Source organism: Actinokineospora sp. UTMC 2448 (genome assembly GCF_024760565.1).
GTDB lineage: Bacteria > Actinomycetota > Actinomycetes > Mycobacteriales > Pseudonocardiaceae > Actinokineospora > Actinokineospora fastidiosa.
Window position 1 is genome coordinate 6,400,498 of the sequence record NZ_CP031087.1, and the last position, 13,174, is coordinate 6,413,671.

A 13,174-nucleotide genomic window follows, 5' to 3' on the forward strand; every position below is an offset into this window, starting at 1 on the left:
CAAGAGTACGAGAGAGCCTGCTCACAGCCCTCGGCGGCCGGTGCTCCCCACTAAGGTTGGCCTCGTGCTGCTGCCGCAGAGTGCCCCGGAGCGGGTCGCCGTCCGGTTCCCCGGGCTGACGCTGACGCACGGCGAGGTGGCCTCGGCCGCCAGGGCCGTCGCCGAGAAGGTGCGCGGATGCTCGCGGGTCGCGGTGTGGGCGACCCCGTCGCCGGAGACGGTGCTGGCTGTGGTGGGGTGCCTGGCCGCGGGGGTGGCGGTCGTTCCGCTGAACCCCAAGGTCGGCGCCCGGGAGCTGGCCCACATCCTGGCCGACAGCGCCCCGGAACTGCTGCTGCACGCGCCCGCCGACGACCCGGGGATCGACCTGCCGCGCCACGCGGTGGACGTCGCGGCCCGGGTGTCCGGGGAGCCGCTTCCGGAGCCGGACGGGGAGTCCGTGGCGTTCGTCGTCTACACCTCCGGCACCACCGGGCCGCCCAAGGGCGTGCTGCTGCCCCGGCGGGCGGTGGCGTCGAACCTCGACGCGCTGGCCGAGATCTGGGCGTGGACTCCCGAGGACGTCGTGGTGCACGCGCTGCCGCTGTTCCACGTGCACGGGCTGATCGTGGGCGTGCTGGGCACGCTGCGCCGCGGCGGGACGATGTGGCACCTGGGCCGCTTCACCAGCGCCGCTGTCGGCCAGGCGTTCCGCGACGGGGCGACGGTGATGTTCGGCGTGCCCACGATGTACCACCGGCTGGGTCTGGACTGCGCGGCCGACGCCGACCTCGCCGCCGCGGTGGGCCGGGCGCGGCTGCTGGTGTCCGGGTCGGCGGCGCTGCCCGCGACCGACCACGCGCGCATCACCGAGGCCACCGGCCAGCGGGTGGTGGAGCGCTACGGGATGACCGAGACGCTGATGAACTGCGGGGTGCGCGCCGACGGCGAGCGGCGGCCGGGGATCGTCGGGCCCGCGCTGCCCGGCGTCGAGGTCCGGCTGGCCGACGTGGTCGACGGCATGGGCGAGATCGAGGTGCGCGGGCCGAACCTGTTCCTCGGCTACCTCAACCGCCCCGACGCGACGGCCGCGGCGTTCGTCGACGGCTGGTTCCGCACCGGCGACATGGCCGTGCGCGAGGCCGACGGCGCGTTCCGGATCGTCGGGCGGCGGGCCACGGACCTGATCAAGAGCGGCGGCTACAAGATCGGCGCAGGCGAGATCGAGAACGCGCTGCTGGAGCACCCCGGGGTCGCCGAGGCCGCGGTGACCGGCGAGCCGGACGACGACCTCGGCGAGCGGATCGTGGCGTGGGTGGTGCCCGACGGGGAGCCGCCGTCGGCCGCCGAGCTGGCCGACCACGTCGCCGCGCTGCTGGCCCCGCACAAGCGCCCCCGCGTCGTGCGGTACCTCGACGCCCTGCCGCGCAACGAGATGGGCAAGGTCACGAAGCGGGCGCTGCATGGCTGACCCCGGCGCGCGGTGGGTCATCGACCTGGTCGCCACCGACTTCGACGAGTTCGCCGTGCCCGCCGTTGACCGCGGCGCGGACGGCCCGCTGGCCTGGGCGGGCTACGACGCCCAGCGCGGGGCGGCAGCCGAGCGCAGCGGCGAGACCGAGTCCGTGGTGTGCGGGGTCGGCCGGGTCGGCGGCACGCGCGCGGTGCTCATCGCCTTCGACTTCCGCTTCCTGGGCGGCTCGGTCGGCACCGGCACCGGCGACCGCATCGAGCACGCCTTCGCCCACGCGCGGCGGACGCGGACGCCGCTGGTGTCGCTGATCGCCACCGGCGGCAGCCGCATGCAGGAGGGGATGCTGTCGCTGCGCCAGCTCCAGCGCATCGCCCGGCAGTCGACCCTGCTGCACGAGGCGGGCGTCCCCCAGCTGTCGGTCCTGCGCGACCCGACGACCGGCGGCCTGTGGGCGTCGCTGGGCGCGGGCGCGGACGTCGTCGTGGGCGTCGCGGGGGCGCAGGTGGGCTTCGCGGGCTCGCGCGTGCGCCCCTCGGCCGACCGCGACGACCCGGCGTACACCGCGGAGGGGCAGTTCGCGGGCGGGCACGTGGACGAGGTGTGCGAGCTGGAGGACCTGCCGTCCGTCGTAGCGGAGTGGTTGACGCTGCTGAGCGCGTCCAGCCCGGAGCCCGCGGACGTCCCGCGCGCGCTGGGCGCGGGCGTCCCGGCCGCCGACGGGTGGTCGACGGTGCTGGGCGCGCGTTCCCCCGGCCGCCCGCGCGCGGACGCGTACCTGGACGACTACTTCGACCTGCGCCGCGCCATCTCCGGCGACCGCTGCGGCGGGGTCGACCCCGGGATGCTGTGCGGGATCGGCCTGCGCGGCAGGCGCTCGGTCGCGTACGCCGCCCAGACGGGCACGGCCACCACCCCCGCGGGCTTCCGCACGGCGGTCCGGCTCATCCGGATCGCCGAGCGGCTCGGCCTGCCGGTGCTGACCCTGGTGGACACCCCCGGCGCCGCGAACGACGCCGCCGCCGAGCGCGCGGGCGTCGGCCCAGCCATCGCCGACCTGTTCAGCACGATCGCCGCCGCCCGCGTCCCGGTGACCACCCTGGTCATCGGCGAGGGCGGCTCCGGCGGCGCACTGGCCCTGGCGGCCCCCGACCGCATGTGGATCACCCCGGACGCCTACTTCTCGGTCATCGCCCCAGAACTGAGCACCGCCATCCTCAAACGATCACCGGACGCCGTGCGGGAAACCGCCGAACAGCTGCGCCTCCGCCCGACAGACCTCCTGGAACTGGGCGTCGTCCGCGGCATCGCGACCCGCTAGCGGGCCGACCACCCGCCCGAGCCTGGATAACCACCGACAGGCGACACGTGGGCCGGTCGGTCCGCGCGGCACACCGACCCGGTCACGGAAACGGCAACGGAACCGCCAGCCCACGCCGCAGCGCCGCCCACCGCCTGCCAACGGTTCGGTCATGGACAGGCACAAACGCGACCACCTGCGCGCGGCGCATCGCCGCCGACAGCGGGCGGCGTCTGCCCGAGTCGACTCGTGCGAGCGTGGGCGGGCGAGCAGCGGGACCGCTGGCCGGGAAGGCGTGGGCCAGCGGCAGCGTCGGCGAACCGCCGGTGCGGGTCGGGTGGGGCGGTTAGGCGTGGTTGGCGGTCAGGGCCGTCAGCCGGGTCTCCCACGAGCCCGACGGCTCCAGGGTGAGTTCGCGGGTGTCGTCCGGCCTGCGGGCGATGCGGATCAGCAGGTGGTCGGCCGACAGCCGCTCGGCCGCGCCCTCGCCCCACTCCACGACGACGGCGGCGTCGACGAGTTCGGTGTCGAGGTCGAGGTCGTCGAGTTGGGCGAGGTCGCCGCCGAGGCGGTAGGCGTCGACGTGGACCATGGGGACGCCGCGCTCGCCCGCGGGGTGTTCGCGGGCGATGATGAACGTCGGGCTGCTCACCCGCCCGCGCACGCCGAGGCCGTCGGCGATGCCCTTGGCCAGCACCGTCTTGCCCGCGCCGAGGGGGCCCGCGAGCAGGACGAGGTCGCCCGCCGTCAGCAGGGCGCCCAGGCGCCTGCCGAAGTCCAGCGTGTCCTCCGGGGTACGCAGCTCAACCACGCCGCTCTCCATGTTCACTCCGATGACGGGATACCCGCGCAGTCCCGCAGCAGGACCGCGAGGTGGCCGGTGACCACATCGGGCCGCTCCAGCATGACGAGGTGGCCCGCGCCGCGCACGCGGACCAGGGTCGAGTGGGGCAGTTCCTCGGCGATGCGCTCGGCGTGCGACCACGGAGTCATCCAGTCCTCGTCGCCGCCGAGCACCAGCACCCGGCACTCGCGCAGACCGGCCAGCGCAGCGTAGCGGTTGTGGCTGCCCAGGGTGTCGACGAAGTCGGCGAGCACCCGGACCGGCGTCACGTCGAGCATCGCCACCATGAAGTCGACCAGCCGGGGGCTGACCTCGCGCGAGCCGAACCCGATCGTGCGCACGCCCGCGCGGGTCAGCTGGCCGCCCGCGGCGCGGATCAGCTCGACCAGGCCCGGCTGCCAGTCGGCGAAGCGGCCCAGCAGGCGCGTCAGCGGGTTGTACTTCGACAGCAGCGGCCGCGGCAGCCCCTGCTTGCCGACCTCGCCCGCCGACGTCCCGATCAGCGCGACCCCGCGCACCCGGGCGGCGAACAGCTCGGGGAACAGCTCAGCCAGCGCGATGACGACCATGCCGCCCATCGAGTGTCCGATGAGGACCAGCGGGCCCTCGGGCGCGGCCACCCGGATGACGGCCTCCAGGTCCCGCGCCAACTGCTCGATCGTGCTCCCCGCCGCGTCGGTGCGCTGGGAGCGGCCGTGGCTGCGGTGGTCGTAGAGGATCTGCGCCACCCGGGGCCCGGTCAGCCGCGCCAGGTCCCGCCGCTGGAAGTGCCAGCACAGCCTGCTCAACGCGAAGCCGTGCACCAGGATCGCGGTCAGGTCGGGAGCGCCGCCGTCGGCCGGGTCGATCTCCTCGACCGACAGCGCGACCCCGTCGTCCGCGGCGATGGTGCTCACCCGGTCGGCAGGCAGTTCGCCGAAGGGCTCGTCGGCGTACGGGTCGTCGGCCTTGCGCCGCATGGTCAGCGCGGCCGCGGCCGCCGCCAGGCCCACCGCGCCGCCCACCGCCGCGACCGCGCGGCCGACCCTCACCGCTCCCCCAGGTAGGTGCGCGTCACGCGCGGGCGGTTCATGCCGGTGACGATCTCGTAGTCGATGGTCCCGATCGCCTCCGCCCAGTCCGTCGCGGTCGGCTCGCCCCGGGTCCCGGGTCCGAACAGCACCACCTCGTCGCCCGGGCGCGCGTCGCACTCGACCACGAACTGGTCCATGCATATCCGGCCGCGCACCGGGCACAGGACGTCGTTGACCAGCACCGACATCCGCCCGGTCAGCAGCCGGGGAACGCCGTCGGCGTACCCGACGGGCACCAGCGCCAGCCGGGTGTCCCGCTCGGCGGTCCACAGGTGTCCATAGGAGACGGACTCGCCCGCGGCGATGTCCTTCACCGACACCACCGACGAGCGGAACGTCATGGCGGGCGCCAACTTCTCGCCGCCCGGCACGGGGTTGAGCCCGTACATCGCGATCCCGACGCGCACCATGTCGAAGCACAGGTCCGGCCGGGTGAGCGTCGCCGCGGAGTTCGCCAGGTGCCTGCGCGGGCGCAGCCCTGCGGCCAGCGCCACCTCGTAGGCCTCGGCGAACCGCCGCGCCTGCGCGTCGATCGACGGGTGGCCGGGGTCGTCCGCGCACGCCAGGTGCGACCAGACCGCGTAGACCTCGCTGTCCGACGCCGCCGCCGCGCGCACGAGTTCCGGCCACAGCCCGGGCGGGCACCCGCCCCGGGTCAGCCCGGTGTCGATCTTCAGGTGCACCCGCGCGCCGGACACCGCGCGCAGTTGCTCCACACTGGACACCGCGACGTCGATGCCCTCGGCCACCGCGGGCCGGTAGTCGGTGCCGACCGGGTCCAGCCAGCACAGGATCGGCGCGTCGATGCCCGCGTCGCGCAGCGCAAGCGCCTCGGCCAGCGACACCGTGCCCAGCCAGCTCGCCCCGCCGCGCAGCGCCGCCCGCGCCACCGGGACCGCGCCGTGGCCGTACCCGTCGGCCTTGACCACGGCCATCGTCGCCGCGGGCCCGGCCCGCTCGGCGAGCAGCGCGACGTTCGCCTCGATGTGGTCGAGGTGCACGAGCACCTCGGCCCGGGGGCTAGCCACCCGACACCACCTCCCGCACCGCGTCCGGCACCGCGGCCAGGATCGGCGAGGCCGACACCGGCGCCCCGCGCGCGGCCAGCTCCGCCGCGCGCACGTGCAGCCACGCCGCCGCGCCCGCCGCCGCGACCGGGTCGGCCCCGCTCGCCAGCAGCGCGCCGACCAGGCCGGACAGGATGTCGCCCGTCCCCGCGGTGGCCAGCCAGTGCGAGCGCGCCGGGTTGACCAGGGTGCGGCCGTCCGGCCCGGCGATCACCGTGGCGTGGCCCTTGAGCAGGACCGTGACGTTCAACCGGGACGCAAGCGCTTGCGCGGCCTGCACCCGGTCCGTTCCGAGCGTGATCCCCAGCGGCTCGGCGATCCGGGCGAACTCGCGGTCGTGCGGGGTCAGCACGACCGGGGCGTCCGGGTCGCGGGCGTCCCACAGGTCCGGGTGCGCGCCCAGCAGCGTGATCCCGTCGGCGTCCACGCAGGTGGCCACGCCGTCGGCGAGGACGTCGCGCAGCACCGCCCGCGAGGCCGACCCGGTGCCGAGGCCGGGCCCGACGACCCACGCCTGCACCCGCCCGGCGTCGCCGACCGCCCCGGTGGCCACGACCTCCGGCCAGCGCGCCCGCACCTCGTCGGCCGCCGAGCCCGCGTACCGGGTCAGCCCGGACGTGGCGGCGACGGCCGCGCCGACGGCCAGCACCGCGGCGCCCGGGTAGGTGGCCGACCCGGCGGCCACGCCCACGACGCCCTGGGTGTACTTGTCGTCGGTCTGGCCCGGCACGCGCCAGGTCCGCGCCACGTCGACCGGGTCGAGCACGGAGAAGTCCGGATCGGACAGTGCGAGCCCGAGGTCCACCAGGCGCACATCGCCGCAGCGCTCCGCGGCCAGGAAGTGCGCGGGCTTGTACGCGCCGAACGTCACCGTCACCTCGGCGGTCACCGCGGGACCGTCGACCGCCCCGGTGTCCGGGTCGACGCCGCTGGGCAGGTCCACGGCCACGATCGGCGCGCGCACCCGGGAGACCAGCTCGGCGGCCGGGGCCCGCAGCGGCCCGCGTGCCGAGAGCCCGACGATCCCGTCGACGACCACGTCCGCGGCCTCCACGGCCGACCCGATCCGCCCGCCCGCGCGCAGCAGCGCCGCCAGGCCCTCCGCGTGCACGCGGGACGGGTCGAGCAGCACCGCCGTCACCCCGACCGACCGGCGGCGCAGGAACGCGCCCGCCCAGAGCGCGTCGCCGCCGTTGTCCCCGGTGCCGACCAGCAGCACGACGTGGCGCCCGGCGACCCCGCCCGTCCGGCGCAGCAGCCGCAGCGTGTGCTGGGCGACGCCGTAGGCCGCGCGGCGCATGAGCGCGCCCGGGGCCGTCCTGGCCAGCACCAGCCGCTCGGCCTCGCGCACCCGGCCGGTGGCCCAGACGCCGCGCACTACTCGACCGTGACGGACTTGGCGAGGTTGCGGGGCTTGTCCACGTCGTACCCCCGCGCGCGGGCGATCTCGGCGGCCAGCACCTGCAGCGGCACCGTCGACACCAGCGGCTGCAGCAGCGTCGGCACCGCGGGCACCTCGATCAGCTCGTCGGCGAACGGGCGCACCGTCTCGTCGCCCTCCTCGGCGATGACGACCGTGCGCGCGCCGCGGGCCTGGATCTCGCTGATGTTGGACACCAGCTTGGCGTGCAGCACCGCGCGCCCCTTGGGCGACGGCATCACCACGACGACCGGCAGGCCCTCCTCGATCAGCGCGATCGGGCCGTGCTTGAGCTCGCCCGCGGCGAAGCCCTCGGCGTGCATGTACGCCAGCTCCTTGAGCTTGAGCGCGCCCTCCAGCGCCACCGGGTAGCCGACGTGGCGGCCGAGGAACAGCACCGCCTTGGAGTCGGCCAGCTCGCGGCCGAGCGCGCGCACCCGCTCGACGGTCTCCAGCACCCGGGACACGGCCTTGGGCATGGCCTCCAGCTCGCGGAACTCGCGGGCCACCTCGTCGGCGTACTTGGTGCCCCTCGCCTGCGCCAGGGCCAGCCCGACCAGGTAGTTCGCCGCGATCTGGGCGAGGAACGCCTTGGTGGACGCGACGCCGATCTCGGGTCCGGCGTGGGTGTAGAGCACCGCGTCGGACTCGCGCGGGATCTGCGCGCCGTTGGTGTTGCACACCGCCAGCACGCGGGCCTTCTGCTCGCGCGCGTGGCGCACGGCCTCCAGCGTGTCCGCGGTCTCCCCGGACTGGGACACGGCCACCACCAGGGTGTCGCGGTCCAGCACGGGGTCGCGGTAGCGGAACTCCGAGGCCAGCTCGACCTCGACGGGCAGCCGGGTCCAGTGCTCGATGGCGTACTTGGCCACCAGCCCGGAGTGGTAGGCCGAGCCGCAGGCGACGACGAAGACCTTGTCGACGTCGCGCAGGTCCTGGTCGGACAGCCGCTGCTCGTCGAGCACGACCCGCCCGTCGACGAAGTGCCCGCGCAGCGTGTTGGCCAGCGCCTCGGGCTGCTCCTCGATCTCCTTGAGCATGAAGTACTCGTGGCCGCCCTTCTCGGCGGCGGAGAGGTCCCAGTCGACGGTGAACGGCTTCACCGGGGCGTCCTCGCCGTGGAAGTCGGTGACCCGGTAGCCGTCGCGGGTGATCTCCACGAGCTGGTCCTGGCCCAGCTCGACGGCCTCGCGGGTGTGCTCGATGAACGCCGCCACGTCGGAGGCGACGAACGTCTCGCCGTCGCCGAGGCCCACCACCAGCGGCGACGACCGGCGCGCCGCCACGATCACGTCCGGCTCGTCGGCGTGCGACACGACCAGGGTGAACGCGCCCTCCAGCCTGCGGCACACGGTCCGCACGGCCTCGGCGAGGCCGCCGCCGCGCTCCTTCACCGCGCCGTACTCGCGGGCGATCAGATGCGCCGCGGTCTCGCTGTCGGTGTCGCTGGCCAGCTCGACGCCCGCGGCCTCCAGCTCGGCCCGCAGCGCGGCGAAGTTCTCGATGATGCCGTTGTGCACGACCGCGACCCGCCCGGTGGCGTCGCGGTGCGGGTGGGAGTTGCGGTCGATCGGCGCGCCGTGCGTGGCCCACCGGGTGTGGCCCATGCCCGCGGTGCCCGCGAAGCTGTCGACGCCGACCTCGGCCAGCCGCGCCTCCAGGTTCGCCAGCCTGCCCGCCTTGCGCTCGACGGTGAGGCCCGCGTCGGTCAGCACCGCCACGCCCGCCGAGTCGTACCCGCGGTACTCCAGCCGCCGCAGCCCGTTGAGGACGACGTCCAGCGCCTGCCGGTGTCCTACGTAACCCACGATTCCGCACACGGCGACCAGGGTAACCACGTGCGCCGCGCGGCCCCGGATAGGCTTCCCGCATGGCACGCCTGCTCGACGAGCTGTCCCGCCCGGGCCCGTACGAGGTCCTGCGCGGCGACCTCGCCCTCGTCGGCCTGCCCGGCGCGGTGTTCACCCCGCGCACGGGCCTGAACCTGCCCGCGATCGCCTTCGGCCACGGCTGGCTCCAACCGGTCGAGCGCTACCGCGGCCTGCTCCGGCACCTGGCGTCGTGGGGCATCGTGACGGCGGCGCCCGCCACCCAATCGGGTCCCTTCGCCTCGAGCCGCCTCCTGGCCGCCGACCTGCGCACCGCGCTGGACGTGTGCGTCGGCGTGCGGCTCGGCGACGGCGACATCAGCGTCGACCCGGCCAGGCTCGGCCTCGCAGGTCACTCGACCGGCGCGGGCTGCGCGGTCCTGGCCGCCGCTGAGGACCCCAGGGTGCGCGCGGTGGCCACCCTGGCGGCGTCCCAGACCCGCCCGTTCGCCTCCGAGGCGGCCCGCGCCTGCGCCATGCCCTCCCTGCACCTGGCGGGCGGGCGCGACATCGTCGCCCCGCCGGTCGCCCACGCCGAGCTGATCGCCCGCACCTGGGCCGGGCCGTCCCGGCTGTGCGTGCTGCCCAAGTCCAGCCACATGGCCTTCACCGAGGGCAGGCACTGGAGCGACCTCATCGTCCAGGGCAAGGGCGACTCCACCGCCCGCAAACTGGCGCGGGGCCTGCTGACGGCGTTCTTCCTGCACCACCTGGCGGGCGTGAAGGACTACGCGGCGCTCCTGGAGGAGCCCATCAAGGGCACCCTCCCCACCGCCGCCTAGAACGCCGGAGCGCCGTGGGCGCGGACCTGGATTTCGCTCCGGACCGACGCCCACGCCCGCTGCACCGCGGTCAGTGAATCCGCCTCAGGGCCCGGGTCGCAGGCAGTGGTCCTGCGGACCCGGGACCGTCCAGGCGTCATAGCCCCTCGCCGGAGCCCGGCAGGCTCCCGGCCTACCGGCGCATCCAGCTGCGGCCCGACCAGTCGTCGTCCTCGTCGTCGGTGGCCTCGGCCTGCCTGCGCGGGGGTGCGGCGGGGCGGCGCGGCGGCTCCGGGGGGCGGGTGGGCTGCGGCGGGGGCGGGGGCTGGGCCTCCTCCTCCGCGCCGAAGCTCAGGTAGCGGTTGGGAGCCGCCGCGGACGGCTGAGGCGCGTGCTGCGGCGGGGGGACCGGGCGCGGCGGCGGGGGCGGCGGGGTCTGCCGTGGGGCAGGCGCCTCCTCGCTCTCGCCGAAGGACAGCACGGTCTGCCGCTGGGGACGGTCGCCCCAGGCGTTCTGGGGCTTCTTCTCCGCCGCCTCGCGCGCGGCGATGCGGGCGGCTTCCTTGCGCTCGTGCTCGTCCTTGGCCTCCTGGACGAGCTGTTCGCGCCGCTTGTTCGCCTCGGCCGCCGCCTTGTCGAGCTCCTGCGAGCGCTCCAAGGCCCGGTCCATCGCCCGGCGACCGGCCTCGGTGGCCTGGTCGATGCGGCGCTGGGTGGCCGCCGGGTCCATCTGGTCCATCAGGTACATGACCGCCCCCTGGGTCAGCGGAAGTCGCCGAGGAAGCCGCCGAGGCGGGAATCGGCGAAGTCGTCGTCGAAGAGGTTGCCACTGGTGCGCCACTGGCCGGTCTGGCGCTCGGAGTCGCCGCCCTGGCCGCCGCCGCCCGCACCGCCCATGGCCCCCATGCCGCCGCCCATGGCGCCCATGCCCGCGGAACCGCCTGCCTGGCTGCCGTCGCCGCCGCCCGGGTTGCCGCTGACCGCGCCCAGCGCCGCCTCGCTCGTGGCGGTGACGGACTGCGCCATCGCGTTCTCCGCCGCCTGCGGCATCGGGTCGCCGAACGCGCTGCCCGCCGCGCCCCACGCGCCGCCGTCGCCGGAGGGCGTGGTGGCCTGGTACTCGGCGACCGCGACCGGTTCCCCGTGGCTGCCCGCCACGACGCCAGCGGGCTCGCCCGAGGACCCCGCGGACCCGCCCGCGGAGGCCCCCACGGGCTCGCCGGGGCCGCCGACGGCCGAGCCCACCGGCTCGCTCGGCGCGCCCGGCTCGGACCACACGGCGGGCTCGGCCCACGCGCCCGAGGGCTCGGTGAAGCCGCCCGGAGCGGGCGCGGGCATCGCCTGCACGTCGCCCGGCCCGTACGGAGCGGGCATGGCCTGGACGTCGCCCGGCCCGTCCGGGGTCGGCGTGGCCGACTGGGCCGGGTCGGAGTAGTCGAGGGTGTAGGTGGTCGGCTCGCCGCCGCTGCCGTCGTCGACGGTGACCACGACGGTGTCGCCGCCACCGGGCCGCTCCGCGGTGATGGTCATCGGCGGGTCGGAGATCACCGCCTTGCCGTCCTCGCCCGGCTGGATCATCTCGCCCTCCGCGCCGGGCACGCCGCCACCGGCGCCCGAGCCGTCCGGGCCGAAGCCCGGGGCGGGCGCGGGCAGGGTGGTCACGCCGCCGGGCAGCTGCGGGCCGCCCGCGCCGAAGTCGACCGTGTAGGTCTTGGGCTCGCCGGAGCCGTCGTCCACGGTCACCTTGACCTGGCCCTGGCTGTCCGGGCTGGTGACCTCGATGGTCCGGCCGTCCTCCTCGATCTTCACCGTCTCCGGCGCGCCGCTGCCGCCGGGCGAGCCGTCGGCCCCTGGCCCGTTCGGGTCGGTCGCGCCGGGGTTGTCGGGGTCGAGGGGGTTGTTCGGGTCGGGCTTGCCGTCCTTCTCCAGCGAGCCCGTGTCGGGCTCGGGCAGGGGCGGCGGGGTGGGTGGGGTCGGCATCTGCGCCTGGCCGCCGCCACCGCTGCCCGAACCGCCGCCGCTGCCGGAGCCGCCGCCGTTCCCGGAGCCGCCGCCGTTGCCGCCACCGCCGCCGTCGTCATTGCCGCCGCCGTCGTTGCCGCCGCCGTCGCCCGACGGCGCGCCCGGCACCTTCATCAGGGCGAAGACCTTCAGCTCCGCCATGATGCGCAGGTTCTCCAGCGCGGCGTCGTGCAGCTCGGTGACCTGGTCCTTGAGGTCGTCGGTCGCGGTGTAGAAGCCGTGGATCTTCTCCCGGATCGACTGCCGCTCCTCCTCGGACTTGGTCGCCACGTCGGAGGCCATGCCGCGGACCTTGTCGCCGCTCTCGTCGCAGTCGTTGGAGTCGAACCACTCCAACCAGCCCTTGGTGGCGAACTTGCCGAGCATCGCGCCCGCGTCGTCGTCGTCCTTGTCGCAGTTGACGCTCAGGTGCCACTCGCCGCACGACTCGGCGAAGGCGTCGAGGTCGCTCTGCTGGACCTTCTTCCAGTCCTCCGGCTTGGTGAAGCAGCTGAAGTCGAAGATGCTGACGCAGTTGTCCGAGTAGGTCGAGTAGAGCTGCTGGGCGCTGTCCATCGCGGAGGTGAGCCCGCCCGCGGTCGTCTTGCACGCGCCCGCGAAGTCGTTGAGGGTCTTCTCGACCCGGTCGACGGCGGTCTTGAACGCCTCGAACGACTCGCCCTTCCAGTCGTGGGCGAGCTTGTCCTTGCCGCTCTTGACGACCTGGGCGATGTTCTCCATCGCCGCGGCGAGGCCCTCCAGCCGGACCGCGTCCTTCTTGATCTTCCCCCAGCGCAGCTCGTTGACCTCCTGCCGCTTCTCCGGCGGCTTCGGGTTGAGATTGAGCTCAAGGGCGGTGTCGTAGGCGGGGAGGAGCTGGTCGACGCCGTAGTCCATCGGGTCGCCGATCTCGTCCCACGCCTCGCCGCGGGTGCCGACCGCCGCGGACTTGTTCACCAACGCCTGATAGGCGTCCGGCTTCTCGAATTCCACTTCTGCCCCCTAACGCGCCCGGCGCTCAGACGTAGACGGCGCCGTCGCCGTCGGCGGTGCCGGTCCCCATGCGGTCCTCAATGGACTTGAGGTTGCTGTAGCCGGAGGTGTCGGACTCCACGACGAGGTCGGTGCCCTGGTTGAGGCTGGCGCTGATCGCCCCGAGGTGGGTGGCCAGGTTCTTCAGGTCGTTGGCGATGGCCTGCCAGTACTGCTCGAACTCCGCGCCCTGCAGACCCGCCCACGGCTTGCCGAAGTCGACGGCCTTCGCCGTGCTCTGCGCCAGGTCCGACTGGATCATCGACACCTGCGACTGCGCCTCGGCGAACACCGCGGCGAACCCCCGCACCGCGTCGGCGTCGTACTCGAAACCGCTCACAGCTCTCCCCTCCCGGTC

The 13,174-nt window shown here is 75.0% G+C and carries 11 protein-coding genes; 3 read left to right on the forward strand and 8 right to left on the reverse strand.

Annotated features, from left to right (window positions below; genetic code table 11):
- Window positions 1–64 precede the first annotated feature (64 nt).
- Together Actkin_RS29410 and Actkin_RS29415 are read left to right on the forward strand one after the other, a co-directional pair.
- Window positions 65–1,450, forward strand: a complete 1,386-nt coding sequence (locus tag Actkin_RS29410) for an acyl-CoA synthetase (RefSeq protein ID WP_258905045.1) — start codon at window positions 65–67, stop codon at window positions 1,448–1,450.
- Window positions 1,443–2,771, forward strand: coding sequence for a carboxyl transferase domain-containing protein (locus Actkin_RS29415; protein WP_258905046.1), 1,329 nt, complete (start codon window positions 1,443–1,445; stop codon window positions 2,769–2,771). The genes Actkin_RS29410 and Actkin_RS29415 overlap by 8 nt, the downstream gene beginning before the upstream one ends.
- A 325-nt stretch (window positions 2,772–3,096) precedes the next feature.
- Here Actkin_RS29415 and tsaE read toward each other — a convergent pair whose 3' ends face one another.
- The 5 genes from tsaE to glmS all read right to left on the reverse strand — a co-directional run bounded on the left by tsaE (window position 3,097) and on the right by glmS (window position 8,974).
- Window positions 3,097–3,561, reverse strand: coding sequence for a tRNA (adenosine(37)-N6)-threonylcarbamoyltransferase complex ATPase subunit type 1 TsaE (tsaE, locus tag Actkin_RS29420; RefSeq protein ID WP_396122900.1), 465 nt, complete (start codon window positions 3,559–3,561; stop codon window positions 3,097–3,099).
- A gap of 14 nt (window positions 3,562–3,575) precedes the next feature.
- A complete protein-coding gene (locus tag Actkin_RS29425; RefSeq protein ID WP_258908006.1) occupies window positions 3,576–4,553 on the reverse strand; it encodes an alpha/beta fold hydrolase in 978 nt (325 codons plus the stop codon).
- 68 nt (window positions 4,554–4,621) lie between these two features.
- The gene (gene alr / locus Actkin_RS29430; RefSeq protein ID WP_189209543.1) at window positions 4,622–5,695 is read right to left on the reverse strand and encodes an alanine racemase; all 1,074 of its coding nucleotides are present in this window, start codon (window positions 5,693–5,695) and stop codon (window positions 4,622–4,624) included.
- Entirely contained in the window at window positions 5,688–7,112 is a 1,425-nt protein-coding gene (locus Actkin_RS29435) for an NAD(P)H-hydrate dehydratase (RefSeq protein ID WP_258905048.1), read from the reverse strand. The genes alr and Actkin_RS29435 overlap by 8 nt, the downstream gene beginning before the upstream one ends.
- Window positions 7,112–8,974 carry a glutamine--fructose-6-phosphate transaminase (isomerizing) gene (glmS, locus tag Actkin_RS29440; RefSeq protein WP_258905049.1) on the reverse strand — a complete coding sequence of 621 codons (1,863 nt, stop codon included), beginning with the start codon at window positions 8,972–8,974 and terminating at the stop codon, window positions 7,112–7,114. Before glmS ends, Actkin_RS29435 begins: the two co-directional genes overlap by 1 nt.
- Window positions 8,975–9,024: 50 nt before the next feature.
- On the opposite strand from glmS, the gene Actkin_RS29445 reads away from it, so the two are divergent.
- Window positions 9,025–9,804 carry a dienelactone hydrolase family protein gene (locus Actkin_RS29445; RefSeq protein WP_189209540.1) on the forward strand — a complete coding sequence of 260 codons (780 nt, stop codon included), beginning with the start codon at window positions 9,025–9,027 and terminating at the stop codon, window positions 9,802–9,804.
- Window positions 9,805–9,976: 172 nt separating this feature from the next.
- On the opposite strand, the gene Actkin_RS32675 is transcribed toward Actkin_RS29445, so the two are convergent.
- From Actkin_RS32675 to Actkin_RS29460, 3 genes are read right to left on the reverse strand one after another with little or no spacing between them, the layout of a single operon-like run.
- Window positions 9,977–10,531, reverse strand: a complete 555-nt coding sequence (locus Actkin_RS32675) for a hypothetical protein (RefSeq protein WP_309569090.1) — start codon at window positions 10,529–10,531, stop codon at window positions 9,977–9,979.
- A 14-nt stretch (window positions 10,532–10,545) separates the two neighbouring features.
- Window positions 10,546–12,777, reverse strand: a complete 2,232-nt coding sequence (locus Actkin_RS29455; RefSeq protein WP_258908096.1) for a hypothetical protein — start codon at window positions 12,775–12,777, stop codon at window positions 10,546–10,548.
- A 25-nt stretch (window positions 12,778–12,802) separates the two neighbouring features.
- Window positions 12,803–13,156, reverse strand: a complete 354-nt coding sequence (locus tag Actkin_RS29460; protein ID WP_189209537.1) for a WXG100 family type VII secretion target — start codon at window positions 13,154–13,156, stop codon at window positions 12,803–12,805.
- Between the last annotated feature and the right edge of the window lie 18 nt (window positions 13,157–13,174).